Origin of the sequence: Agromyces sp. NPDC058136, assembly GCF_042884375.1 — a bacterium.
In the GTDB taxonomy this organism is placed as follows: domain Bacteria; phylum Actinomycetota; class Actinomycetes; order Actinomycetales; family Microbacteriaceae; genus Agromyces.
The window spans coordinates 1,272,766-1,296,379 of the sequence record NZ_JBHVUA010000001.1 but is presented as its reverse complement, the minus strand read 5'-3'; the positions used below and the strand labels follow the sequence as shown (position 1 = coordinate 1,296,379).

At 72.6% G+C, this 23,614-nt stretch carries 23 protein-coding genes; 9 read left to right on the top strand and 14 right to left on the bottom strand.

All coding sequences use genetic code 11. The annotated features are described in order from the left end of the window. The first annotated feature begins 1 nt into the window (after position 1). A complete protein-coding gene (locus ACFVTX_RS06090; protein WP_386898661.1) occupies positions 2-793 on the top strand; it encodes an enoyl-CoA hydratase/isomerase family protein in 792 nt (263 codons plus the stop codon). Positions 794-901: 108 nt separating this feature from the next. On the opposite strand, the gene mnhG is transcribed toward ACFVTX_RS06090, so the two are convergent. The 8 genes from mnhG to ACFVTX_RS06050 form a co-directional block, all read right to left on the bottom strand. Continuing rightward, complete coding sequence (mnhG, locus tag ACFVTX_RS06085) at positions 902-1,246, bottom strand: monovalent cation/H(+) antiporter subunit G (protein WP_386898660.1); 345 nt, start codon at positions 1,244-1,246, stop codon at positions 902-904. Further along, the gene (locus tag ACFVTX_RS06080; RefSeq protein ID WP_386898659.1) at positions 1,243-1,515 is read right to left on the bottom strand and encodes a monovalent cation/H+ antiporter complex subunit F; all 273 of its coding nucleotides are present in this window, start codon (positions 1,513-1,515) and stop codon (positions 1,243-1,245) included. Before ACFVTX_RS06080 ends, mnhG begins: the two co-directional genes overlap by 4 nt. Next, positions 1,512-2,150: a Na+/H+ antiporter subunit E gene (locus ACFVTX_RS06075; protein WP_386898658.1), complete on the bottom strand. Its 639-nt coding sequence runs from the start codon at positions 2,148-2,150 to the stop codon at positions 1,512-1,514. The genes ACFVTX_RS06080 and ACFVTX_RS06075 overlap by 4 nt, the downstream gene beginning before the upstream one ends. Then, entirely contained in the window at positions 2,147-3,751 is a 1,605-nt protein-coding gene (locus ACFVTX_RS06070) for a Na+/H+ antiporter subunit D (protein ID WP_386898657.1), read from the bottom strand. The genes ACFVTX_RS06075 and ACFVTX_RS06070 overlap by 4 nt, the downstream gene beginning before the upstream one ends. Further along, entirely contained in the window at positions 3,748-4,269 is a 522-nt protein-coding gene (locus tag ACFVTX_RS06065; protein ID WP_386898656.1) for a sodium:proton antiporter, read from the bottom strand. The genes ACFVTX_RS06070 and ACFVTX_RS06065 overlap by 4 nt, the downstream gene beginning before the upstream one ends. Next, positions 4,266-7,229 (bottom strand): Na+/H+ antiporter subunit A, encoded by a 2,964-nt coding sequence (locus ACFVTX_RS06060; RefSeq protein ID WP_386898655.1) that lies wholly within the window; start codon positions 7,227-7,229, stop codon positions 4,266-4,268. Before ACFVTX_RS06060 ends, ACFVTX_RS06065 begins: the two co-directional genes overlap by 4 nt. A 108-nt stretch (positions 7,230-7,337) precedes the next feature. Further along, the gene (locus ACFVTX_RS06055) at positions 7,338-7,994 is read right to left on the bottom strand and encodes a response regulator (protein ID WP_386898654.1); all 657 of its coding nucleotides are present in this window, start codon (positions 7,992-7,994) and stop codon (positions 7,338-7,340) included. Next, positions 7,991-9,241, bottom strand: coding sequence for a sensor histidine kinase (locus ACFVTX_RS06050; RefSeq protein ID WP_386898653.1), 1,251 nt, complete (start codon positions 9,239-9,241; stop codon positions 7,991-7,993). The genes ACFVTX_RS06055 and ACFVTX_RS06050 overlap by 4 nt, the downstream gene beginning before the upstream one ends. Positions 9,242-9,388: 147 nt before the next feature. Between ACFVTX_RS06050 and ACFVTX_RS06045 the strand changes: the two genes are divergently transcribed. From ACFVTX_RS06045 to ACFVTX_RS06035, 3 genes are all read left to right on the top strand, one after another. Beyond that, positions 9,389-10,372, top strand: coding sequence for an SMP-30/gluconolactonase/LRE family protein (locus ACFVTX_RS06045; protein WP_386898652.1), 984 nt, complete (start codon positions 9,389-9,391; stop codon positions 10,370-10,372). Between the two features lie 125 nt (positions 10,373-10,497). Then, complete coding sequence (locus ACFVTX_RS06040; protein ID WP_386898651.1) at positions 10,498-11,112, top strand: ankyrin repeat domain-containing protein; 615 nt, start codon at positions 10,498-10,500, stop codon at positions 11,110-11,112. Positions 11,113-11,160: 48 nt separating this feature from the next. Beyond that, on the top strand, positions 11,161-12,027 hold the full coding sequence (locus ACFVTX_RS06035) for a sulfurtransferase (protein ID WP_386898650.1): 867 nt from the start codon (positions 11,161-11,163) through the stop codon (positions 12,025-12,027). A 12-nt stretch (positions 12,028-12,039) separates the two neighbouring features. On the opposite strand, the gene ACFVTX_RS06030 is transcribed toward ACFVTX_RS06035, so the two are convergent. Beyond that, positions 12,040-12,864: a class I SAM-dependent methyltransferase gene (locus ACFVTX_RS06030; protein WP_386898649.1), complete on the bottom strand. Its 825-nt coding sequence runs from the start codon at positions 12,862-12,864 to the stop codon at positions 12,040-12,042. Between the two features lie 113 nt (positions 12,865-12,977). Here ACFVTX_RS06030 and ACFVTX_RS06025 point away from each other — a divergent pair, with 113 nt between their 5' ends. Beyond that, positions 12,978-13,940: an FKBP-type peptidyl-prolyl cis-trans isomerase gene (locus tag ACFVTX_RS06025; RefSeq protein WP_386898648.1), complete on the top strand. Its 963-nt coding sequence runs from the start codon at positions 12,978-12,980 to the stop codon at positions 13,938-13,940. A gap of 184 nt (positions 13,941-14,124) precedes the next feature. Here ACFVTX_RS06025 and ACFVTX_RS06020 read toward each other — a convergent pair whose 3' ends face one another. Beyond that, entirely contained in the window at positions 14,125-14,901 is a 777-nt protein-coding gene (locus tag ACFVTX_RS06020; RefSeq protein WP_386898647.1) for an energy-coupling factor transporter transmembrane component T family protein, read from the bottom strand. Continuing rightward, a complete protein-coding gene (locus tag ACFVTX_RS06015; RefSeq protein WP_386898646.1) occupies positions 14,898-16,682 on the bottom strand; it encodes an ABC transporter ATP-binding protein in 1,785 nt (594 codons plus the stop codon). Before ACFVTX_RS06015 ends, ACFVTX_RS06020 begins: the two co-directional genes overlap by 4 nt. 182 nt (positions 16,683-16,864) lie before the next feature. Between ACFVTX_RS06015 and ACFVTX_RS06010 the strand changes: the two genes are divergently transcribed. Continuing rightward, complete coding sequence (locus ACFVTX_RS06010) at positions 16,865-17,281, top strand: transferase (protein WP_386898645.1); 417 nt, start codon at positions 16,865-16,867, stop codon at positions 17,279-17,281. A gap of 75 nt (positions 17,282-17,356) precedes the next feature. On the opposite strand, the gene ACFVTX_RS06005 is transcribed toward ACFVTX_RS06010, so the two are convergent. Beyond that, positions 17,357-18,394 (bottom strand): LLM class flavin-dependent oxidoreductase, encoded by a 1,038-nt coding sequence (locus tag ACFVTX_RS06005; RefSeq protein WP_386898644.1) that lies wholly within the window; start codon positions 18,392-18,394, stop codon positions 17,357-17,359. A 243-nt stretch (positions 18,395-18,637) separates the two neighbouring features. On the opposite strand from ACFVTX_RS06005, the gene ACFVTX_RS06000 reads away from it, so the two are divergent. Both ACFVTX_RS06000 and ACFVTX_RS05995 read left to right on the top strand, forming a co-directional pair. Further along, complete coding sequence (locus ACFVTX_RS06000; protein ID WP_386898643.1) at positions 18,638-20,110, top strand: FAD-binding oxidoreductase; 1,473 nt, start codon at positions 18,638-18,640, stop codon at positions 20,108-20,110. A gap of 141 nt (positions 20,111-20,251) precedes the next feature. Then, entirely contained in the window at positions 20,252-21,451 is a 1,200-nt protein-coding gene (locus tag ACFVTX_RS05995) for a hypothetical protein (protein WP_386898642.1), read from the top strand. A 168-nt stretch (positions 21,452-21,619) separates the two neighbouring features. Here the strand turns inward: ACFVTX_RS05995 and ACFVTX_RS05990 are convergent, their stop codons facing one another. Continuing rightward, positions 21,620-21,964, bottom strand: coding sequence for a hypothetical protein (locus ACFVTX_RS05990; RefSeq protein WP_386898641.1), 345 nt, complete (start codon positions 21,962-21,964; stop codon positions 21,620-21,622). A gap of 102 nt (positions 21,965-22,066) precedes the next feature. Between ACFVTX_RS05990 and ACFVTX_RS05985 the strand changes: the two genes are divergently transcribed. Beyond that, the gene (locus ACFVTX_RS05985; protein WP_386898640.1) at positions 22,067-23,071 is read left to right on the top strand and encodes an LLM class F420-dependent oxidoreductase; all 1,005 of its coding nucleotides are present in this window, start codon (positions 22,067-22,069) and stop codon (positions 23,069-23,071) included. On the opposite strand, the gene ACFVTX_RS05980 is transcribed toward ACFVTX_RS05985, so the two are convergent. Continuing rightward, entirely contained in the window at positions 22,984-23,568 is a 585-nt protein-coding gene (locus ACFVTX_RS05980) for a hypothetical protein (RefSeq protein WP_386898639.1), read from the bottom strand. The genes ACFVTX_RS05985 and ACFVTX_RS05980 overlap by 88 nt on opposite strands. Positions 23,569-23,614 lie beyond the last annotated feature (46 nt).

The window sequence follows — 23,614 nt, the reverse complement described above, 5'->3', positions numbered from 1 at the left end:
CATGATCGAACTCATCGTCGATGCCGAGGCGCGCGTCGCCGAGGTCGTGCTGAACGCCCCCGAGAAGCTCAACTCGCTCGACCCCGCCGCGCTCGCCGACCTCTCGGCGGCGTACGCGGAGGCCGAACGGCTCGCCGCGACCGGCGAGGTGCGGGCGCTCGTGCTGCGCGGCGAGGGGCGCGCGTTCTGCGCCGGCCGCGACATCTCGGGCGTCGACCCTCGCGAGGACGACGTGCAGGGCTACCTCGGCGGCATCGTCGAACCGCTGCTGAAGCGCATGGCCGCCATCCCGGTGCCGACGTTCGCCGTCGCACACGGTGCGTGCCTCGGCGTCGGGCTCGGCCTCCTCATCGCGAGCGACATCGTCTACGTCGCCGACACCGCGAAGATCGGCTCGCCGTTCGCGAACCTCGGCGCCACCCTCGACTCGGGCGGGCACGCCCTCTTCGTCGAGCGGCTCGGCGCGCACCGCACCATGGACCTCATCGTCAGCGGCCGGCTCATGTCGGGTGCCGAGGCGGTCGCGGCGGGCCTGTTCTCGCAGGTGTTCGCCGCCGACGAGGTGCTGGATGCCACCCGCTCCGCGGCCCGCGCCGCGGCGATGGGCGCGACCCAGGCGTTCGTCGCCTCGAAGCGGCTCGTCGCGTCGCTCCGCGACGAACGGCTCGGGCTCTGGGCCTCGATGGCCGAGGAGAACCGCGCTCAGGCCGCCCTGTGCGACACCGCCGACTACCGCGAGGGCTTCGCCGCCTTCCAGGAGAAGCGCAAGCCCGAGTTCACCGGGCTCGGCTGACCAGCTGTCGCGATCGAACCCCGTTTCCTCGACTGAAGCCCGAACGATCGGGGTTCGGCCGCGGGAACGGGGTTCGGTGCAGGCCGCCGGCCGATCCGCCGGGGCGGTTCAGCCCTCGTGCTCGGCGATGTCGCGCGCGAGGTCGTCCTCGATGAGCAGGTCGCGGCGCACGTGGTCGGTGCGGTAGGCCGATCGGCCGAGCATGTGCGCGGTCATCGGCTGCGTCAGCAGCTGGAACGTCATGATGACGACGACCGTCGACACGACCCCCCAGGTCGGCACCTGCAGCACGATCGCGAGCAGCACGCACGCGAGCCCGAACACCTGCGGCTTCGTCGCGGCGTGCAGCCGGGTCAGCACGTCGGGGAACCGCAGGATGCCGATGCCGGCGGCCATCGACAGGAACGCGCTCACGAGGATGAGCACTCCGACCACGATCTCGGCGGCGCTCACGAGGCATCCTGCTTCGCCATGAACCGTGCGATGGAGATCGAGCCGACGACCGCGAACATCGCGAGCACGAGCAGCACGACGAGCGTGTCGGTGTGCTTGTTGATCGCCATCTCGGCGCCGAGCGCGCACATCGCGATCGCGAGCAGCACGTCGGCGGCGAGGGCGCGGTCGAGGATCGACGGCCCCTTGATGATGCGGATGACGGCGGCGATCGCGCCGATGCCGAACATGACACCGGCGGCGACCGAGACGAGGGTGAGGAAGCTCATCGGCGGTCTCCGTTCTGCTCGGATGACTCGTGGTGCATGTCGGCGTGATGCACGACCCGTTCGCCCGCGCGACGGGCCCGGCGTTCTGCGCGCACCACCTCGGCCTGATCGTGCGTGCCCATCGCGAGCACGATGCGCTCCTCGGTGCCGAGCACCTGCCGGTGGGTGCGGTCGATGTCGGCCTGGGTGCGGGTGCCGAGCGCGTGCAGGTACAGCAGGCCGCGTTCGCGGTCGATGTCGACGACGACGGTGCCGGGCACGACCGAGATCGCCTCGGCGGTGAGGGTCGTGACGAGGTCGGAGCGGGTGTGCAGCTGCACGACGATGATCGAGTTCATCGGCTTCCACCACGGCCAGATCGAGAACGCGGCGACCTGCAGCGAGGCGAACACGACGTCGACCATCATGCGGAGGCCGAGCAGCAGCCCCCGCCACGGGTTGAAGCGGCCGCTGAGCAGCACGGGCGGCAGGTACAGCGTGCGGGTCACGGCGATCGCGAGGATGATGCCCGTGACGAGGCTGAGCGCGTCGATGTGGTCCCACAGCATGAGCCACAGCACGAGCAGCGCGACGAGCAGCGGCAGTTGCCGCCAGACCGAGCGCCAGCGGGAGACGGGTTCGTCGGTGTGGGTCATCGCACCCCCTCGGGGAAGACGATCGAGACGTAGATCGACGGGTCCGCGAGACCCTCCGCGGCGCGCCCGGCGAGGTCGAACAGGGGCCCTGCGAACACGGTGAGGCACACCGTCACGGCGACGAGCGCGGCGGTCGCGGTGATCATGAGCACCGGGGCGGTGCGGGTCGCGGTGACGGTCGCCCCTTCGGGAGCTTCGAGCACCGAGCCGAGCAGCACCGACTCGTAGCCCTCGAGCTCGTCGCGGCCGCGCCAGAACGCCATGTTCCAGAAGCGGGTGAGGGCGTAGAGCGTGATGAGCGAGGTCGCCGCGCCGGCGGCGATGACGACCCAGATGAGCCACTCGGGCGCCGACGGGCCGGGCCCGACGGGGGTGGCCCCCGCGCCGGTCGCCTCGGCGCCGGCGAGGAACAGCCCCGCCTTGCCGAGGAACCCAGAGAACGGCGGGATGCCGCCCAGGTTCATCGCCGGGATGAAGAACAGCACGCCGAGCAGCGGCGAGGCCTTGAGGAGGCCCGCGAGCCGGGTGATCGAGGTGGCCCCGCCGATGCGTTCGATGAGTCCGGTCGTGAGGAACAGCGCCGTCTGCACGGTGATGTGGTGCACGACGTAGTAGATCGTCGCGGTGAGTCCGAGCACCGTCGACAGGCCGATGCCGAAGATCATGTAGCCGATATGGCTCACGAGCGTGAACGACAGGAGTCGCTTGATGTCGGCCTGCGTGAGCGCACCGAGGATGCCAATAAGCATCGTGAGCCCGCCGACGACGACGAGCAGGGTCGACACGTCGCTGTCGGTGAAGATCACCGTCTCGGTGCGGATGATCGCGTAGACGCCGACCTTCGTGAGCAGGCCCGCGAACACCGCCGTCACCGGGGCGGGCGCCGTCGGGTACGAATCGGGCAGCCAGAACGACAGCGGGAACACGGCCGCCTTGATGCCGAACGCCATGAGCAGCAGCAGGTGCAGGATGAGCTGCACGTCCTGCGGCAGCTCGGCGAGCCGCACCGAGAGCTGCGCGATGTTCGCCGTGCCCGTCGCCCCGTAGGTCAACGCGATCGCCGAGAGGAAGAACAACGAGGAGACGAGGCTCGTGATGATGTACGTCACGCCCGAGCGGATGCGCTCGCCCGTGCCGCCGAGGGTGAGCAGCACGTAGCTCGCCGCCAGCAGGATCTCGAAGCCGACGTAGAGGTTGAACAGGTCGCCCGCGATGAACGCGTTGAAGACGCCCGCCGACAGGATGAGGTAGCTCGGGTGGAAGATCGACACCGGAGTCTCGCGATGCTGGTCGGCGATGCCCTGCCCGACCGAGTACACGAGCACGACGAGCAGCATGATCGCCGAGATGAGCAGCATGATCGCCGACAGGCGATCGACGACGAGCGTGATGCCCCACGGGGCATCCCAGCCGCCGAGGTAGACGACGGCGGGGCCCGTCGTGTCGACCGCGACGAGCAGCACCGCCGCGATGACCGCGACGGCCGCGAGCACGGCCGTGCCGACCGCCATCTGGGCTCGCCGGTGGCGGCCGAGGATGAGCGCGGTCGCGGCGCCGAGCATCGGCAGCAGCACGACGAGGGGCACGAGCACTGCGGTCATCGGCGGTCACCTCCGTTCGGCGGGCGGGTCTCGAGGTCGTCGCGGTCGGATGCCTCGCGCTCGAGCTCGTCCTCGAACTCCTCGTCGCTCGCCTCGATGAGGGACTGGATCGCCTCGTCGTCGGCCGCGGACGAGCGGATGAGGTCCGCCGTCTCCTCGGCGTCCTCGATGAGCTCGGCCTCGTCGTCGACGAGGTCGCCCTTCGCACCGAGCTTCGCCAACCACCAGGAGCGGTAGATGAGCGCGAGCATGAACGCGGTGATGCCGAGGTTGATGACGATCGCGGTGAGCACGAACGCCTGCGGCAGCGGGTCGGAGATCGCCTCGGGGTCGACGCCGTCGTTCAGGATGGGGGCGAGACCGGGGGCGCCGCTCATGAGGTAGATGAGGATGTTCACGGCGTTGCCGACGAGCAGGAACCCGATGAGCACGCGCGTGAGGCTGCGTTCGAGCATCACCGAGATGCCGGCGCCGAAGAGCACGGCCATGAGCACGACGAGGGTGAGCGAGGCGGTCATGCGGGGGCCCCCTCACGGTCGGCTGCGGTCGGGTCGGATGCCGCGGGGTCGGCCTCGACCTCCTCCTGGTGCCGATCGACCTCGGCGCCGAGCGAGCGGAGGATGTCGAGCACGAGCCCCACGACGACGAGGTACACGCCGATGTCGAAGAGCGTCGACGTCCCGATCGAGAGGTGGCCGAGCACGGGGACGTCGGCCTCGAACCAGGTCGACTCGAAGACGGTGAGCCCGAACAGCATCGAGGAGGCGGCGGTGCCGGCGGCGAGCAGGAGGCCCGTGCCGAGGAGACGCCCGGCGTCGATCGGGGCGGCCTCGCCGAGCTCGTAGCGACCGCCCGCGAGGTAGCGGGCGACGAGCGCGAGGCCGGCGAGGAGTCCGCCCGCGAAGCCGCCGCCGGGGGCGTTGTGGCCGACGAACAGCAGGTACACCGAGACGATGATCGCGGGGTGGAACAGCAGCCGGACGAGCACCTCGATGAGGATCGAGCGGTTGCGGGGCGACAGGGTGCGGCCCGCGAGGAGCCACGTCTGCCGCGACTCGTGCGCCTCGGCGGCGTCGTCGCGCTCGTCGTCGACATCGGCGAGGCGCGGCTTCGCTGCCCGGATCGACGAGGCCGGCTCCAGCACGGGCTGCAGCCGGTTCCTGCGGTCGGGCTGCTCGTCGAGGCGCGGCGCGCCACCCGTGCGGCCCGACACGAAGATGAGGCTCGCGACGCCCGTCGCGACGGCGACGAGGACCGAGATCTCGCCGAGCGTGTCCCACGCGCGGATGTCGACGAGCATGACGTTCACGATGTTCTTGCCGTGCGCCTCGAGGCTGAGCGCGGGCAGCCCCTCGGCGATGGTCGGTTCGATGCGGGCGCCGAGCGCGACGAGTCCGATGACGGCCATGACGAGGCCGGCGAGGGTGCCGATCACGGTGCGCGTCACCCGGCCCATGGCGGTCGGGTGCACGGCGCTCTGCTTCGGGAGACGACGCAGCACGAGCACGAACACGACGATCGTGATCGTCTCGACGAGCGCCTGCGTGAGCGCGAGGTCGGGAGCGCCCGACATGCCGAACAGCAGCACCAGCCCGTAGCCGGTGACGCTCACGAGCAGCACCGAGGTCACCCGGCGGCGCACGATCGCGGCGGCGATCGCGGCGACGGCCATGATGAACGCGATGAACGGCTGCGCCGGGTAGTCCCAGAGGCGCACCCCGTCGGGCCAGCTGCGGTTCGCGATCGCCGCGGCGCCGAGCCCGCCGATGAACACGGCCATGATGATCGCGAGGTACCCGGCGAGGCCGCGCACCTGGAACGCGGTCGTGACTCGCGCCGCCAGCCGGTCGACGAACGACACGATGCCGAGGTAGCCGCGCGCCGAGTCGAGGGCGGGCGGCACGGCCGCCTGCATGCGGGCGACCCGCTGGCGGCCCCAGACGAGCAGTGCGGCGAGGGCGAACACCGCCGCCGACAGTGCGAGCGCCGGCTCGAGGCCGTGCCAGAGCGCGAGGTGGTACTCGTGCCCGCCCGGCAGCTCGTCGGCGTACGCGGCGAGCAGCGGTTCGATGAGCGGCACCGCGAATGCGAAGACGACGGATGCCCCGGCGAGGAGCGCGGGCGCGACGCCGATCGCGGGGCTCTCGCGGTGCAGCGGGGTGGGGGCGACCTCGGCTTTGGTGAAGAACGCGCCCCAGACGAACCGCACCGTGTAGGCGACCGTGAGCACCGAGCCGAGGAAGGCGGCGACGAGGGCGATCCATCCCCAGGTGTCGCCGGCGAGCGCCGACTCGAGCTCGGCGGTGAAGACCGCCTCCTTCGCGACGAAGCCGAGGAGGGGCGGCAGGCCCGCCATCGAGGCGGCGGCGACGAAGGCGATCGTCGCGATCACGGGCATGCGGCGGCCGAGCCCCGAGAGCTTGCGCCAGTCGCGGGTGCCCGCCGCGTGGTCGACGATGCCGACGACGAGGAAGAGGGTCGCCTTGAACAGGGCGTGGGCGAGGAGCAGGGCGACGCCGGCGAGCGCCGCGTCACGGGTGCCGAAGCCCGTCACCATGATGAGGAAGCCGAGCTGGCTCACCGTGCCGTACGCGAGCAGGAGCTTGAGGTCGTACTGGCGCAGCGCACGCCAGCCGCCGACGAGCATCGTGAGCCCGCCGAGCCCGATGACGACGGGATGCCAGACCTCGAGCTCGGCGTAGCCGGGTGCGAGGCGCGCGACGAGATAGACGCCGGCCTTCACCATCGCCGCGGCGTGCAGGTACGCCGACACGGGGGTGGGTGCCGCCATCGCGGCCGGGAGCCAGAAGTGGAACGGCACGAGCGCGCTCTTCGAGATCGCGCCGAGCAGCACGAGCGCGATCGCCCACTCGCCCGCTGCGCCGGTGACGGGGTTCGCGACGAGCTCGGCGAGGCTCGTCGTGCCGCCCTCGACGGCGAGGATCACGAGGCCGACGAGCATCGCGAGCCCGCCGAAGGTCGTCACCGTGAGCGCCTGCAGCGCTGCACCACGGCTCTCCTTGCGGCCCGTGTAGTGACCGATGAGGAGGTACGAGAGCACGCTCGTCGCCTCCCAGAACGTGAACATCACGAAGACGTCGTCGGCGGTGACGAGCCCGAACATGACGCCTGCGAAGGCGAGGAGGAGGGCCGCGAAGCGGCCGAGCGCCGGCTCGTCGTCGGCGAAGTAGTTCATGCAGTACAGCAGCACGAGCGCGCCGACGCCCGTCACGATGAGGGCGAGCAGCAGGGCGAGCGCGTCGAGCCGGAAGCTCAGGGCGATGTCGAGCGTCGGGATCCACGGCACGGACTCGACGACGGGGGAGCCCGCGAGCACGCCCGGCAGGAGGGTGAGCAGCCAGACGAACGCCGCGGCGGGCAGCAGCATGATGACGGCGAAGACGCGTCGGCCGAGCAGACGCGTGAGGAGCGGGGTGACGAGGGCCAGGGCGCCGAAGAGGGCGAGGCAGAAGATCATTCACCCTCCTCGCGCTCGCACCGTCCGTCCGCTCAGTTTACTTGGCGTCGCGTTTGCGACGACGGCGCGTCATATGCCGAGAGCGGAATCGGATCGGTCGGAGCCGGCTCACCGCCTGATGATGCGCCGCTCGATCGCCGCGGCCACGGCGCCCGCACGGGTGTCGACGCCGAGCTTCGTGTAGATGTGCGAGAGGTGCGACTTCACCGTCGCCTCCGAGACGAGCAGCTCGCGCGCGAGCTCCCGGTTGCCGAGCCCGTCGGCGAGGAGCTCCAGCACCTCGACCTCGCGCTCGGTGACGACCGGCCCCGGCGCGGCCGCGCGGCGCACGAGGGTCGCCGCGACCGAGGGGGCGAGCACCGTCTCGCCGCGGGCGACCGCGCGAATGCCCGCGAACAGCTCCTCCGGCGGGGCGTCCTTCAAGAGGTAGCCGCCGGCGCCCGCCTCGAGGGCGCGGAGGATGTCGGCCTCGGTGTCGTAGGTCGTCAGCACGAGCACCGCGGGGGCCTCGTCGAGCGCCCGCAGCCTCGAGGTCGCCTCGACTCCGCCGGGTCCCGTGCCGAGGTTGAGGTCCATGAGCACGACGTCGGGGCGGTAGGTGCGCGCCTTCGAGACGGCCTCGTCGGCGTCGCCCGCCTCGGCGACGACCTCGAACCCGGGCTTGCCGCCGAGCAGGGCGGCGAGCCCTGCGCGGACGACCGGGTGGTCGTCGACGAGCACGACGCGCACCTCCTCGCCGGGCACTGACCGGGATGCCCCGGTCACGACGCGCTCCGCTCACCGGGGCCGCCCGTCAGCGGGAAGGAGACCGAGACCGTCGTTCCGTCGCCGGGCGAGCTCTCGACCTCGGCGCGCCCGCCGAGCTCCTGGGCCCGATCGCGGAGCCCGCGAAGCCCATGGCCGCGGTCGACCGGGCCGCGCTCGCCGCGCTCGGACGTCGCGCGTCGGTTCGCCCCCGACGGCTCGAAGCCGATGCCGTCGTCGCGCACGTCGAGGCGCACCTCGTCGGGCTGGAAGGTCAGGCTCACCACGATCCGTCGCGCCTGCGCGTGCTCGAGGGCGTTGGCGAGCGCGCCCCTGGCGCTGCGCAGCAGGGCGCCGGCGACGGCGGCGGGCACCGCCCGGGTGTCGCCGTGGCGGTGGAACTCGAGTGCGGCGCCGTCGCCCGTGGCCGCGGCATCCGCGACGAGGCGTTCGAGCGCCTCGGGCAGCGCCTCGGTGCTGCCGCTCTCGAGCGCGGCAGGGGCCAGGTCGCGCACGACCCGGCGCACCTCGTCGAGTCCTTCGCGGGCGGTCGCGGCGGCCGTGCGCACGTGGTCGCGAGCCGCCTCGGGCCGCGACGACCAGTCCTGCTCGGCGGCCTGCAGGAGGAGGTTGATGCTCGAGAGCTGCTGCCCGACCGAGTCGTGGATCTCGCGCGAGAGCCGCCCGCGCTCCGCGAGCGCCCCGGCGCGGTGCTGGGCCTGTAGCAGTTCGTCCTGCGCGTCGGTGAGTTCGTCGAGGAGGAGCTGGCGGGCCGCCGACTCCCGCTGCAGCGCCCGGTAGACGAGCACCGTGACCACCGCGATCCCGATGGGGCCGGCGATCACGGTCGGGTCGACGCCATCGGCGATGCGCAGCTCGGCCACGGTGACGAGACCCGTCATGAGCACCACGACGACCACCGCCCCGCGGAACGGCAGCACCTGCAGCACCGCGAAGCCGAGCGGCACGGCGCACCAGGCGAACGACGGCGCCGCGAGGGTGAGCAGGGCCCACAGCACCGTGACCGTCACCACCCACGCGGTCGGCCACCATCCGCGGGTCGGCAGGAGGGGGCGCACCGAGTACGCGACCGCGAGGAGGGCCGCCCCCGCGAGCACGAGCACGCCGTCGGGGCCGAATCCGTGACGCTCGAGGTAGCGGACGGCCGAGGTTGCGAGCAGCGCGAGGAACACGATCTGCAGCCAGCGGTCGAGGCTGGCGACGGGCGCGAGGATGCCGCGGAGGCCGGTCTGGTCGGAGACGGACATGATGGCCCAGCCTAAGCACCGGTTCCGCGCGAGGGCATCATCCGATCGGCTATCCAAGTGCAGCCGATCGCCCGACGCCCGGCGCAGGAAACGCGCCGAAGCTGGATCTGCACGCCGAGACCGGCGTTCCAGAGACGAGGGAATTCCATGAAGCGCACCATCGCCATCGCACTCGCCGCCGCGGGGCTCACCGCCGGCATCACCACCGCGGGCCTCTCGGCCGCGCCCGAGGAGGCCTCGGCCGCCGACAACGGCCGCCCCGACCGGTACACCGTGCCGGGCGACGCCGCCGGCTCGCGTTTCGAGGGCATCGGCGCCGACGAGCGCCGCGGCCTCTTCTACGTCAGCGAGGTCACGGGCGGCGAGATCCACCGCGGCGACGTGCGCAACCCGCAGGCCGAGGAGTGGCTCGCGGGCGATGGCACCGACGGGCGGTACACCGCTCGCGGCGTCACCGTCGATCGCGCCGGCAACGTCTACGTCGCGGGCGGCCCGAACGGCATCGGCAACCCCGACCGTCCCGACCTGTGGGTCTACGACGAAGACGGCGAGCTCCTCGCCGCGCTCCGCGTCACCGGCACGCCCGACGCGTTCCTCAACGACGTCGCGATCGGGGCCGACGGCGCCGCGTACTTCACGAACTCGAACGACCCGCAGATCTTCCGCGTCGCCCAGGAGGGCGGCGAATGGCGAGCCGAGCTCTGGGCCGACGCCTCCGACACCGTCGAGCGCGCGGCCGGGTTCAACCTCGGCGGCATCGTGCTCTCGACCGACAGGAGTGCCTTCGTCGTCGCGCAGGGCAACACAGGGCAGCTGTGGCGCTTCGACGCGACGACCGCGGCAGCGACCGAGATCGACACGCACGGCGCCGACCTCGTGAACGCCGATGGCCTCGTGCGCCAGGGCAACCAGCTCACCGTGATCCGCAACTTCTCGAAGACGGTTGCGACCATGCGCATCTCGGCCGACGGCGGCGCGGTGCACCGCATCGAGCAGCGCGCGAGCGACCCCGACCGCGTCTACACGACCGCCAAGATGCTGAACGGCCGCCTCCTCGCCGTCGACAGCAAGTTCGACGAGCAGCCCGCCGCCTCGGGCCCGTACGACATCGTCGGATCGCCGTGGGGATGACCCCTGGTGGCCGCAGCGGCGCCGTCGCGATCCTCGCGGCGGCGTTGCTGCTCACCGGCTGCGCAGCCCCGTCCACCCCGTCGCCCCCGTCAACAACGCCCGCCTCGTCACGAGAGGATGTCACCATGACCGAGACCCCCGCCCCCGCACCTGTGCTCTCCGACCCCGACGGAACCCTGCTCAGCGCCGCGGCCGCCGGCGATGCCGCGACCGTCTCCCTCGCCATCCAGGCGGGCGCCGCGCTCGAGGCGCGCGACGGACGCGAGCGCACGGCACTGCTGCTGGCCTCCGCGGCCGACCACGTCGAGGCGGCACGCGTGCTCGTCGCCGCGGGCGCCGACCCCGACGCGCTCGACGACCAGCGCGACACCCCGTGGCTCGTCACCGGTGTGACCGGCAGCGTCGCGATGGCCGAGGTGCTGCTCGCCGCCGACCCCGACTTCACGATCGTGAACCGCTACGGCGGCATCTCGATCATCCCCGCGGGCGAGCGCGGTCATGTCGAGTACCTCGAGCGCGTGCTCCGGACCGACATCGACGTCGACCACGTGAACAACCTCGGCTGGACCGCACTGCTCGAAGCCGTCATCCTCGGCGACGGCGGCCCGCGCCACCAGGAGACGGTGCGGGTGCTGCTCGAGGGCGGCGCCGACCGGTCGATCGCCGACCGCGACGGCGTCACCGCGCTCGAGCACGCCCGCGCGAGCGGCTATGAGGAGATCGTCGCCCTGCTCGACTGAGGGGCGAACGGCGGCGGATGCCACGCCGCGATCCTGCAGGATGGAGGAATGCCGATCCTCATCCAGCACGACGAACTCTTCGACCGCCTCACGGCCGAGCGCTTCGCCGCGGATCGCGGGACCACCGCCGCGACCCGCACCGTCGTCCTCGACGTGCGATGGTCGCTCGCCGAGCCCGACGGCACCGCCGCCTACTGGGACGGCCACATCCCCGGCGCGGTCTACGTCGACCTCGACCGGCAGCTCGCCGATCACGACGTCGCCGGCGAGGGGCGCCACCCGTTGCCGAGCGAGGCCGCGTTCACCGAGGCGATGCGGAGTTGGGGCATCCGCGAGGGCGACACCGTCGTCGTCACCGACGACCTCGGGAACCAGTCGGCTGCCCGCGCCTGGTGGCTGCTGCGTCACGCCGGCGTCGCCGACGTGCGGATGCTCGACGGTGCGCTCGCCGCGTGGCGCGCCGCGGGGCATCCGCTCGACACCGGGTGGGTCTCGCCCGAACCGGGCGACGCGACCGCCCGCTTCGGCGGCATGCCCGTGGTCGACGCCGACGCGGCCGCCGAACTGGCCGACGGGGGAGTGCTGCTGGACGCCCGCGCCGGCGAACGCTTCCGCGGCGAGGTCGAACCGATCGACCCGCGCGCCGGGCACATCCCCGGCGCGCAGTCGTCGCCGAGCGCGGCCAGCCTCGACCAGGCGGGGCGGTTCCTGCCCGCCGAGGTGCTGCGCGAACGCTTCGCCGCGCTCGGCGCCGAACCCGGCGTCGCCGTCGCGGCGTACTGCGGGTCGGGCGTCACGGGCGCCCACCTCGTCGCCGCCCTCGAGATCGCGGGCGTCGACGCCGCGCTCTACCCCGGCTCGTGGAGCCAGTGGTCGCGCGACGAGGCTCGCCCCGTCGCGACCGGCCCCGCCTGACGGCCGGCCGCGCTACTCGTCCGCCGAAGGGCGGAACCCCACCGCGACGAGCGTCGTCAGCTCGACCGTGCGCACCTCGCGCGACGCGAGCCCCGCGAGGTACCGGGTCCGGACCGCCTCGAGCTCCTCGTCGGCGAGCCCGACGAGGAACGCGCGCAGCCCCGTGCCGGTCACGAGCGACCACGCGAGCGCGTCGTCGAGTTCGAGGTGCCGCCGTACGATCTCGGCCCGCACCCGCACGAGCCCGAGCCCGGTGAGCCATTGCGCGAGTGTGCCCGGCGTGTCGACGTCGCTGATCGTGGGCGACGCCGAACCGCCCTGCAGTCGCAGCGCGAGATCGGCCGGCAGTGCGGTCGCGAGCACTTCGGGCACCGGTTCGAGGGCGCCGCGCCCCCACACCGTGACGGCGACGCGGCCGCCCGGGCGAGCGCGCTCGACGAGGTGGCGGGTGCCCGCGTCGAGGTCGTCGAAGAACAGGACCCCGAGCACGCACTGCACGAGGTCGTAGCCCGTCGGCTCCCACTCGGTCACGTCGGCGACGTGCAGCCGCAATTGCGGCAGGCGTTCGCCCGCGCGCTCCCGTGCGATCTCGACGAGCGCCTCGGTGAAGTCGACGGCGTCGACCACCCCGCCGGGCCCGACGAGCTCGGCTGTCGGCAGTGCCGACGCCCCGCTTCCCGAGCACGCGTCGAGCACCAGCTCGTCGAAACGCGGTTTCGACCGTGCCACCGTCGCGGTCGAGATCGGCCCCCACACCGCCTCGTCCAATTCGGCGTAGGACGCTGCCGCCGCCGTGAACCCCCCGACGAAATCGGGCTCGCTCGTCGTCTCCCCCATGGCCCCATTCTGTCCCCTGATCGGCCCGATCCGTGGGATTCAGGCAATCGAAAGCCGAACGGTGCAGACTGGGTGCACCGCATCACGCCCTTCGATCGAATCGAGTCACTCCCATGAATCGTGCCCTGCGCCGCGGCGCGCCCATCGCGCTCGCCACCGCAGCCGCCCTGCTCCTCGCCGGTTGCTCGAGCACCCCCGACGAGCCCGAGGCCTCGAAGACGCCCTCGGCGGCCGACTGCATCGACGTCGAGTCGGGCGCGCTGAGCGACGCCGTGAAGGTCGAGGGCGACTACCCCGGTGCATCGACGGCGACGTTCACCGCGCCGCTCGAGGCCGAGGAGCTCCAGCGCACCCTCGTCATCGAGGGCGACGGCGACGAGACCGAGACGGGCCAGACCATCAACGCCGTCGTGAGCCTCTACTCGGGCACCTCGGGCGAGCAGCTCTTCTCGCAGCCGGCCCAGATCACGGCCGGCGACCCGACCGTGTTCGACGCGTTCCGCGCCGGCATCGACTGCGTGCCGCTCGGTTCGCGCACCGTCGTCGTTGCGCCCGCGTCGGCGCTCTACGACGGTGCGGGCAACGCCTCGATCGGCCTCGAGGCCGACACCGACGTCGTCATCGTGGTCGACGCCGTCGAGGTGCAGGAGCCCCTGAAGCCCGCCGAGTGGACCGAGAACGTCCCCGAGGTGAAGTTCGGCGCCGACGGCGAGGCCCCCACGGTCACGCTGCCGCAGGTCGACGCACCGACCGAGCTCCAGATGAAGGTCCTCGAGGAGGGCGACGGCGACACGGTCGGCGAGGGCGACAGCGTCACCGTGCACTACCAGGGCATCAGCTGGAACACCGGTGAGATCTTCGACCAGAGCTACACCCGCGGTGAGCCGTCGACGTTCACGACCGACGGCGTCATCCAGGGCTTCGGCGCTGCGCTCGTCGGCCAGAAGGTCGGCACGAAGCTCATCGTCGTGATCCCGCCCGAGTACGCGTACGGCACCGACCCCGCCGCCCACGACCTCGGTGGGCAGACGCTCGTGTTCCTCGTCGAGATCGAGGACACTGCGCCCGCCGCATAAGCGCGTCGCGTTGCGAAGGGTCGGATGCCGGTGGCATCCGACCCTTCGTCGTTCTCGCCGACCCTCACGCAATCGAGTGGGCAAATATGTACCTTCCCAGCGGCGCATGGGTTCATTTCCGCCCACTCGATTCTCGAGCTGAGGGGCGGATGCCACGGGGCGGGCGCGGGCCGCGCCGCGCGGGTCAGCGGCCCCAGGTCGCCCAGGCGATGATCGCGCTCGCGGCGACGAACCCCGCGATGAACAGCGTGTCGCGCATCCGCCACGGGCTCTCGAAGCGCTCGGTGCGGGTGGGGTGGGCGCCGAAGGCGCGGGCATCCATCGCGAGGGCGACGCGTTCGGCGTGCCGGATCGCGGAGGCGAGCAGGGGCACCGCGGTGCCGAACGCCCGGCGGGTCGCCGCGATCGGGCCGCGCCCGCGCACGGTGCCGCGCACCCGGTGCGCCGCCCGGATGATCTCGAGCTCGTGCCCGAACCGGGGCACGAAGCGCAGCGCGGCGAGCGCCGTGTAGCCGATCCGATATGGCACGCGCAGGTTCTGCACCATCGCGCGCACGAACTCGGGCCCCGTCGAGGTGACGCCCGCGATGAGCGAGAGCAGCAGGATCGCGAGGATGCGCAGCCCCGTCGTGAATCCGACGAGGTAGGCGGCGAGCGTGAAGCTCCAGTCGCCGATCGAGAAGAGCACGACGGATGCCGCGGGGCCGGCAACGCTCGACGGGTCGACCCACACGCCGAAGCTGAACCCGAGCACGAGCGCCGCGATCGGGAGCCCGACGAGGAGCGCGGCGACGACCCGGGCCGACAGCCGCGCTCCGATCAGCAGCACGAGCAGGGCGAACACGATGAACGCGGTCGGCAGGAGGAGATCGCGGCTGAACACGACGACGAGCATCGCGGGCAGGGGAGCGGCGAGCTTCGCGAGCGGGTTGAGGGCGGCGAGCGGGCCGCGGCCGCTCATCGGGCTGCTCCGCTCGCGACGGGCAGCTGCGACATGCGCGTGACGCCGTGCCAGGCGGGGTGCCGTTCGAGACCACGGGTGGCGCGCGCGAGCGGCGGGTGCCGGAGCCCCGCCTGCTCGATCAGTGGGCCGGCGAGCACCTCGGTGGTCGGGCCGACGCCGAGCAGCCGCCCGCCCTGCATGACGGCGAGGCGCGAGGCGTAGTCGGCGACGAGCTGCAGGTCGTGGGTGACGACGAGCACGGTCGTGCCCTCGTCGTTGAGCGAGCGGAGCATGTCGAGGAGTTCGGCGGCGCGGGCGCGGTCCTGCCCGAACGTGGGTTCGTCGAGGGCGAGCACCGGGGCGCCCGCCACGAGCGCCGTGCCCACCGACAGGCGTCGCTTCTGCCCGCCGGAGAGGAGGAAGGGGTGCTGCTCCGCGAGTTCGTCGAGGCCGAACCGGCGGAGCATCCGGTCGCTCGCCTCGCGCACCTCGGCGTCGCCGAGTCCCTGCAGCCGGAGCCCCTGCTCGAGCTCCTCGCGCGCCGAGCCCGCGATGAACTGGTGCTCGGGGTTCTGGAACACGAAGCCGATGCGCTGCGCCCGCTCGCGCGCGTCGGCGCGCGCCGGGTCGATGCCGAGCACGTCGACCGCGCCCTTCGGCGCGGCGATGACGCCCGCGAGGGCCTGCAGCAGCGAGGTCTTGCCTGCGCCGTTCGTGCCGACGATCGCGAGGAACTCGCCCGCCCCGACCTCGAGGTCGACGTCGTGCACGACGACCGCGCCGCGTCGCCCGCCGCGTCGCACCGACAGCCCCTGCGCGCGGATCACGGGAGCGGTCTGCGCGGGGACGGAGCCCGTGGTGGTGCCGATGGTCGCGAGGGTCGGCCGCGGGGTCAGCGCCGTCGAGCGCACGGGGGAGGACTCGCTGAGCGGCGCGGGCAGGCTCGGCAGCGCGTCGAGGGCGGCGCCCAGCTCGGCCGGGGTGAGCGGCAGCGGCCCGATCGGCACCCCCGCGTCGCGCAGGCGCATCGCCGCGAGCGTCGACACCGGCAGCCACACGCCGAGCGCGGCGAGCTCGTCGGCCCGGTCGCGCAGGGTCTCGCGGGCGGGTCCGTCGATCACGAGCCGCCCCGCGCCGTCGAGCACGATGACGCGGTCGACGAGGTCGACGGCCGCGTCGAGGTTGTGCTCGACGAGCACGATCGCGTGATCGTCGTCGTCGGCGAGTTCGCGGAGCACGGCGTACACCTCGTCGATCCCGGCCGGGTCGAGGTTCGCGGTCGGTTCGTCGAGCACGAGCACGGGCGCCGCCATCGCGAGGGCGCAGGCGATCGCGAGACGCTGGCGGCCGCCGCCCGAGAGGGCGTCGGGGTTCTCGGTGCGGCGGTCCCAGAGGCCGACGAGCTTGAGCGCGCGCTCGGCACGGGCGAGCACCTCGGATGCCTCGACGAGCTGGTTCTCGGGCGCGAAGCACACCTCGTCGAGCACGGTGCCGGTGACGATCTGCGCGTCGGGATCCTGGAAGACCATCGCGACGTGCGAGCTCAGCACGCCGACCGGGTGTTCGCGGGTGTCGAGCCCGGCGACCCGCACGGTGCCGTCGAGCTCGGCGGGCACGGCATGCGGCACGAGCCCGTCGAGCGCGAGCGCGAGGGTCGACTTGCCGCAGCCGCTCGGGCCGAGCAGCAGCACCACTTCGCCGGGGGCGACCGCGAACGAGACCTCCGCCGGAGTCGGTCGAGCGGCGTCGTCGTGGCGGATGCTCACACGGTCGAGCTCGATGATGGGCTGAATGGTCATGTCGGCCTGGGTCGTGGTCGGCGGACGGCTCGCGACGAGGCATCCATGGGGCTGAGGAAAGCCTAACCTTGCTCGGCTTCCTGTCGTGCGCCTCGCGGCCGCGGCCTGCGGGAATACCCCGGTCAGCGTGGATGTTGTGTCTATGTTCGGGCGTGGAGCCTCCACGCCGGGAGGAGGAGAGCGTGGGCATCAGCTATGTCGAGTTCGAGGACGAAGCCGGGATCCTGCGTCGCTACCGCAAGCACGTGAACGGCCGAGGCCTCGTGGCCACGACCGCGAAGGTCGACCCGACCGCGTTCGTCGACCCGACGGCCTACGTCGACCCGGGCGCCGAGGTCCAGCGCGGCGCGCAGATCGGCCCGGGCGGCTGGGTCGAGGGCGACGCCATCGTCGCCGAACGCGCCGTCGTCGGCGTGAACGCGCACATCGGCCGCCGCGCCGTCATCGGCCGCAACGCCGTGATCGGCCCGTACGCGACCGTCGGCACAGCAGCCAAGGTGCAGAACGGCGCGCGCGTGCCGCGCGAGACCACCATCGCCGACGGCGCGGAGTTCCGCGCCTCGAGCGACGACCTGCGCCGGCTCGGCCTCGCGGCCTGAGTCGCCTCTCGAGGCCGGGTCACCCGGTCTCGAGACGCGTGCTCCTTCGTCGCTCGCTCCTCGACCGGCGGAGGGCTACCCCGCGAGCAGCTCGAGCGTCTGCTCGCGCCCGGGCGTCGCGTCGAGCGGCTCCGACTCGTAGGCCCCGGCGATGGGCGCGACCATGATCTCGTCGATGCCGTGGCGTGCGGCGAGGGTGCGCAGCTCGGAGGCCGCGCCCGTGGCATCCCCGATCACCCAGCGCCGCCGCATGCCGGCGATGAGCTCGTCGGCCTGCGAATCGGCGGGCGCCGCCTGCGCCTCGTCGACCGTCTCGATCGCGCGCATCGGCCGCCCGAGCTGGAGGCGCGCCATCGAGCGCAGCTGCGGCAGTGCGCGCGCCTGCGCCTCCTCGACGGTCGGCGCGACGGACGCGTTCACGGTCAGGAACGTCTCGGGCGACGGGTGCGCCTCGCTCGGCCGGTAACCGGTGCGGTAGAGCTCGAGGGCGCGCTCGAGGCCCTGCCCCGAGAAGTGGTTCGCGAAGACGTACGGCAGGCCGAGTTCGGCGGCGAGCTTCGCCGAGTAGTCGCTCGACCCGAGCAGCCACAGCGGCGGCACCTCGACGGCGGCGGGCGTCGCGGTGATGGCGTACTCGCGTCCGCTGGTGAGGCGCAGCGTCGCGCCGTCGGGCGAGAGCAGCGAGAGGATGTCGGCCAGGTGATCGGGGAACCGGTCGACGTCGGCCGTCGGCCCCGAGATGCGCAGCAGCTGGGTGATGACGGGATCGCTGCCGGGCGCGCGCCCGATGCCGAGGTCGATGCGTCCGGGCGCGAGCGCCTCGAGCGCCGCGAACTGCTCGGCGACGACGAGGGGTGCGTGGTTCGGCAGCATGACGCCGCCCGAACCGACCCTGATGCGCTCGGTCTGCGCCGCGATCGAGGCGATCAGCACGGGCGGCGTCGTCGACGCGACGGCCGGCATGTTGTGGTGCTCGGCGAACCAGTACCTGGTGTAGCCGAGGCGGTCGGCGAGCTGGGCGAGACGAACGGATGCCGCGACGGCACCCCGGCTCGTCTGGCCGCTCCGCACGGGAACGAGGTCGAGCACGGACAGGCGCGGTGAGGAGTTCATCCCTTGCGGCAACCGCCGTGCGGGGCTCGGTATTCCGGGGCGGGAGCGGTTCGCGGCATCCGCCCGAGCGAAGGGATATCCCTGAGCGCTTCGGAGGGGACTCACTGACGCGGCGGCAGGCGGCCCGCCCTTGGATGGGGTCTTGTCGTGAGCGTCGTGCGAATCCGCACGACCGTCGCGGCGGCCGAACCGCCTCTGGCAGGAGCCGCCCGACCCGCGGCGGAAACCTGAAAGGAATGAACCGTGAACACCCCTGTGCCCGCGGCCCCCGTGGCCGCGCCCGAGGCGCCCGCCGCCTTCGCTTCCGACCTCGCCACCCTCTCGCTCCGCGAAGCCATCGCGCAGCTCGACGAGCGGCTCGACGGTCGCGTGCACCTCTCCGGCGACCCCGACTGGGATGCCGCCCGTCAGGCGTGGAACCTCGACGTCGACCAGCGCCCCGCGCTCGTCGTCACCGCCCGCTCGACCGCCGACCTCGTGCGCACCGTCGAGTTCGCCGCCCGATACGGTCTCGCCGTCGCCCCGCAGGGCACCGGTCACAACGCCGGCCCGCTCGCGGCCGACAACGGGCTCGCCGACGCGATCCTGCTGCGCACCCACGAGCTGCGCGGCGTCGAGATCGACGTCGAACGCCGTGTGGCGCGTGTCGAGGCCGGTGCGCTCTGGGGCGACGTGGTCGCCGCAGCGGCGCCCCACGGGCTCGCCGCGCTCGCCGGTTCCTCGCACGACGTCGGCGTGGTCGGCTACACGCTCGGCGGCGGTGTGAGCTGGCTCGCCCGCTCGCACGGGCTCGCCTCGAACCAGGTGCTCGCCGTCGAGATCGTGACCGCCGACGGGCGCCTGCGCCGCGTCGACGAGTCGAACGATCCCGAGATCTTCTGGGCGGTTCGCGGCGGCGGCGGCGACTTCGGGGTCGTGACGGCGCTCGAGTTCGGCCTGTTCGCGATCGACCAGGTCGTCGCGGGCATGCTGCTCTGGCCGATCGAGCGGGCCGACGAGGTCGCGCAGGCCTGGGCCGAGTGGACGGCGACCGTGCCCGACACCGTGCAGAGCGTCGTGCGAATCCTGCACCTGCCCCCGCTGCCCGAGCTGCCGCCGTTCCTCTCGGGGCGCTCGATCGTGGTCGTCGAGGCCGTCGTGCTCGACACCCCGGCCCGCGCCGACGAGGTCCTCGCGCCGCTCCGCGCCCTCGACCCCGAGCTCGACACCGTGCACCCGCAGTCGCCCGCCGAACTGCTCGCCCTGCACATGGACCCTCCCGGCCCCGTGCCGGGGCGCGGCGACGGGATGATGCTGCGCGAGGCATCCCCGGCGACGATGCGCGCCTTCGTCGCCGCCGTCGGCGCAGGATCGGACACCGTGCTCGTCTCGACCGAGATCCGCCACCTCGGCGGCGCGGTCGAACCCGACGCCGCGGTCGCCCGCGCCGCCGAGCTCGGGCTGCCCGTGCCCGGGGCGACCGCCGGTTTCGAGGCGAACTACCTCGTGTTCGCGACCGCGATGGTGTTCCCGGGGGCCGACGAGGCGATCGCCCGTTCGCTCGGCCGGCTGTTCTCGCAGATCGAACCGTGGCGCGCGCCCGAGGAGTACCTGAACTTCGCCGAGCACCGCCGTGACGCGGCGCAGTTCTTCGGCGGACGTGTCGCCCGGCTGCGCGCCCTCAAGCGGGCGGTCGACCCGACCCGGGTGATCCGCTCGAACCACCCCGTGGGGTGACCGCCGGGCGGGCGCGTCGACCTCTCCAGACGCGTCCGCTCGGAATCCCGCAGCAGTGGGGGACTGTCGCTCGCGCCCCGGCCTTCATAGGCTGGAGGCGAGCGACATCGTCGTCGCTCGAACGCTCGGGGGAGGATACGAATGACCGTCCACTACGAACTGCCCACCACGGCCGACTTCGCGGCGCTTGCAGGTGAGCACCACCCCGCGATCACGATCTACCTCTCGACCTCGCCGGTCGTCAGCGAACGCGAACGCTCCGAGGTCGCCGCGCGCAGCGCCTTCGACGAGGCGATCGAGCGGGTTCGCGCCGGAGGGGCGTCGTCGGCCGAGGTCGCTGCGCTCCGCGCCGAGCGCGACGCGATCGTCACCGACCAGGGCCTCTGGGGAGCCCTCGCCCGCTCGATGGCGATCTTCGTCGCCCCCGGTTTCAGCCACGTCTTCGTGCTGCCGAACCGGCTCGACGACGCCTGGCACGTCGGCTCGCACTTCACCCTCGGGCAGCTGCTGCGCGCCCCCAGCCAAGACCAGGAGGCCTTCGCCCTCACCCTCTCGGCGCACGAGTGGGCGTTGTGGCATGCGACCCCGACCGCCAGGGCGGCGAAGCTCGACGTCGACCAGACCGGCACGGCGAACCTCGACGAGGCCACCAACCGCGAGCCGAACGAGGACAAGCCGCGCGGCGCGAACCGCGGAACCTCGAGCCAGGGCGGCGCGAGCCGCCTGATGGGCGACGAGGGCCGCAAGACCCTGCTCGACCAGTACTCGAAGCGGGTCATCGAGGTCGCCCGCCGCGAACTGCTCGCCCTCGACCCCGAGGGTCGGGTGCCGGTGTTCGTGTTCGCGGCCGAGCCGCTGCTCAGTCTCTTCGTCGCGAACACCCGCAACTCGCGCCGCGTGATCCCGGTGCCGGGTTCGCCCGATCGGCTCGGCGCCTCCGAGATCGACGAGGCGCTGCGCCTGCAGCTCGCGAAGCTCAACGTCGACGAGGCCGAGCAGGCGCTGCGTCAGCTCGGCGAGGGCACCGCCGGCCGGGTCGAGCGCGACCTCGCCGCGATCGGCCGGGAGGCCGCCGACGGCGCCGTCGAGACGCTGTGGTTCGACTTCACGACCTCGGTGTTCGGCACCCTCGACCGCGAGTCTGGTGCGATCGAGTACGCGCGCGGCGACGGATCGGACGAGACCCTCGCCGACGGCACGCACGCCGGCGACCTGCTGCCGCAGCTGGCGCTGCTCGTCATCTCGAAGGGCGGCAAGGTCGTCACGGTGCGCAGCGACGACCTCGACGGCACCGTGTGGTCGGGCCCGGCGATGGCCGAGTTGCGCTTCGCGCTCGCGTAGCGAGCACGGCGCCGACGGCGCACAACGGCGGATGCCACGGGGGCGACCCCGTGGCATCCGCCGTTGTGCGTGCGCCCGTCTGCTTCTGCTGCTTGTGCAGGAGAATTGCACTGGGAGGCCCTGAGCGGGCTTGCCAGTGCACATCTCCTGCAGAAGCAGCGGTGGTGCTCAGCGGAAAGAGGGGACGCGTTCGCGCAGCGGGACGCGGAAGCCTTCGCGCCAGCGGAACCGGACGACGATCTCGCGGGCGTGCGAGTCCTCGATGATGGCTTCGACGGGCACCTCGGCGAGCACGCGCGGGCGTGCCTCGGCGGGCGGGGTCTCGCGGATCTCGAGCCAGAGGCTCTCGGGGTGCGGCACGACGCCGGGGTTGGCGGCGACGAGCTCGAGTCGCCAGCCGGTCGTCGGGGCCAGCCCGTGACCGGTGACGCGGATGAGGCGGGTGTCGCACGTCTCGACGACCGTGGCGTCGAAATCGGCGACTGCGAAATCGCAGTGGAGCTGACCGTTCATTGGGCTGAAGCTACGCCCGCACAGTTGAGCCGTCCTCAGTGCTGACGCTGAACCGGGGTGCGCCGCACGGAGGGGTCGCGCGCGGCTCGTAGGCTTGAGCCCATGCGTTTCGGAATGTTCGTTCCCCAGGGCTGGCGTTACGACCTCGTCGGCATCGATCCCGCCGAGCAGTGGGCCGCGATGCGCGGCCTCGCCGAGTTCGCCGACTCGGAGGCCTCGCCGTTCGAGTCGATCTGGGTGTACGACCACTTCCACACCACCCCGGTGCCGTCGCCCACCGAGGCCACGCACGAGGCATGGACGCTCATCTCGGCGTTCGCCGCGTCGACCTCGCGGGTGCGCCTCGGCCAGATGTGCACGTGCATGGGCTACCGCAATCCCGCGTACCTCGCGAAGGTCGCCGCGACCGCCGACCTCATCTCGGGCGGGCGCGTCGAGATGGGCATCGGCGGCGGCTGGTACGAGCACGAGTGGGAGGCGTACGGCTACGGCTTCCCGTCCATCCCCGAACGGCTCGGGATGCTCCGCGAGGGCGTCGAGATCATGCGGCAGGCGTGGACGACCGGCAGCGCGACGCTCGACGGCCGCTTCTACCGGGTCGACGGCGCCATCGTGCAGCCGCAGCCCCTGCAGCCCGGCGGCATCCCCTTCTGGATCGCGGGCGGCGGCGAGCAGGTCACCCTCAGGATCGCGGCGAACTACGCGTCGTACACGAATTTCACCGGCACCCTCGAGGAGTTCGCGCACAAGAGCGCGGTCCTGCGCGGTCACTGCGAAACGATCGGCCGGGATGCCTCGGAGATCACCCGTTCGTCGAACTTCAACACCGTCATCGGCACCTCGGCGGCCGACGTCGCCGCCCGACTCGAGCGGATCGAGGCGCGCGTCGTGCCCCACCTCGGCGCCGAGGGCGCGGCGAAGTACGTCGAGAACTACTTCATCGCCGCGCCGGGCGCGCTCGTCGGCACGCCCGAGCAGGTCGTCGCGAAGCTCGAGGAGCGCCGCGCAGCCGGAATGGACTACGCCATCCTGTACACGCCGGAGGCGGCGTACGACCGCTCGGGGCTCGAGCTGTTCGCCGCGGAGGTCGCGCCGGCGCTGCGCTGAGCCGCCCAGACGGCTCCGGCGACGCTGATCGTCACGCGCGGCGCTTCGATCGGCACGGCGATGAGGTCGCCGACCACGAGATCGCCGGGCAGTTCGAGCGTCGCGCGCGCGTGGCATCCGCCCGCCCTGAAACGCACCGCGACCGGCGCGACCTTCGCGACCGAGACGCGGCCGATGAGTCGTGCCTCCGCCCAGTCGGGGTGATGGGGGCCGAGCTCGGCATCGAGCTCGAGGCGGCGTTCGCCGTCTCCGGAGGCGATCGTGCGCACCGTCGCGAGGGCGACCCCGCGATGCCGCAACGGATCGCCCGTGCGACCCGACGGCGTCGGATCGAGGTGCACGAGCGGCGTGCCGTCGCGCTCGGCGAGCCGGGACATCGAGAACCCGCCCACGATGACGTCGGTCGTCGTGACCCGCGTGCCCGTCGGCCACTTCCCCGGCACGATCGGGTCGGGGATCGAACGCCGGAGCGTCGGCAGCAGACGGGTGAGCGTCATGCGAGGCTTCGAGCGGTCGAGGGCATGACTCCGTTCTACGCCGCAT

Bases quoted from the DNA above. Each gene is read 5' to 3' on its own strand.
- ACFVTX_RS06005 (WP_386898644.1), bottom strand. From the start codon at position 18,394: ATGAACTCCTCACCGCGCCTGTCCGTGCTCGACCTCGTTCCCGTGCGG.
- ACFVTX_RS06080 (WP_386898659.1), bottom strand. From the start codon at position 1,515: ATGAGCTTCCTCACCCTCGTCTCGGTCGCCGCCGGTGTCATGTTCGGC.
- ACFVTX_RS06035 (WP_386898650.1), top strand. From the start codon at position 11,161: ATGCCGATCCTCATCCAGCACGACGAACTCTTCGACCGCCTCACGGCC.
- ACFVTX_RS06090 (WP_386898661.1), top strand. From the start codon at position 2: ATGATCGAACTCATCGTCGATGCCGAGGCGCGCGTCGCCGAGGTCGTG.
- ACFVTX_RS06070 (WP_386898657.1), bottom strand. From the start codon at position 3,751: ATGACCGCAGTGCTCGTGCCCCTCGTCGTGCTGCTGCCGATGCTCGGC.
- ACFVTX_RS06045 (WP_386898652.1), top strand. From the start codon at position 9,389: ATGAAGCGCACCATCGCCATCGCACTCGCCGCCGCGGGGCTCACCGCC.
- ACFVTX_RS06040 (WP_386898651.1), top strand. From the start codon at position 10,498: ATGACCGAGACCCCCGCCCCCGCACCTGTGCTCTCCGACCCCGACGGA.
- ACFVTX_RS06050 (WP_386898653.1), bottom strand. From the start codon at position 9,241: ATGTCCGTCTCCGACCAGACCGGCCTCCGCGGCATCCTCGCGCCCGTC.
- ACFVTX_RS05995 (WP_386898642.1), top strand. From the start codon at position 20,252: ATGACCGTCCACTACGAACTGCCCACCACGGCCGACTTCGCGGCGCTT.
- ACFVTX_RS06020 (WP_386898647.1), bottom strand. From the start codon at position 14,901: ATGAGCGGCCGCGGCCCGCTCGCCGCCCTCAACCCGCTCGCGAAGCTC.
- ACFVTX_RS05980 (WP_386898639.1), bottom strand. From the start codon at position 23,568: ATGACGCTCACCCGTCTGCTGCCGACGCTCCGGCGTTCGATCCCCGAC.
- ACFVTX_RS06065 (WP_386898656.1), bottom strand. From the start codon at position 4,269: ATGACCGCCTCGCTCACCCTCGTCGTGCTCATGGCCGTGCTCTTCGGC.
- ACFVTX_RS06030 (WP_386898649.1), bottom strand. From the start codon at position 12,864: ATGGGGGAGACGACGAGCGAGCCCGATTTCGTCGGGGGGTTCACGGCG.
- ACFVTX_RS06015 (WP_386898646.1), bottom strand. From the start codon at position 16,682: ATGACCATTCAGCCCATCATCGAGCTCGACCGTGTGAGCATCCGCCAC.
- ACFVTX_RS06060 (WP_386898655.1), bottom strand. From the start codon at position 7,229: ATGATCTTCTGCCTCGCCCTCTTCGGCGCCCTGGCCCTCGTCACCCCG.
- ACFVTX_RS05990 (WP_386898641.1), bottom strand. From the start codon at position 21,964: ATGAACGGTCAGCTCCACTGCGATTTCGCAGTCGCCGATTTCGACGCC.
- ACFVTX_RS06025 (WP_386898648.1), top strand. From the start codon at position 12,978: ATGAATCGTGCCCTGCGCCGCGGCGCGCCCATCGCGCTCGCCACCGCA.
- ACFVTX_RS05985 (WP_386898640.1), top strand. From the start codon at position 22,067: ATGCGTTTCGGAATGTTCGTTCCCCAGGGCTGGCGTTACGACCTCGTC.
- ACFVTX_RS06075 (WP_386898658.1), bottom strand. From the start codon at position 2,150: ATGACCCACACCGACGAACCCGTCTCCCGCTGGCGCTCGGTCTGGCGG.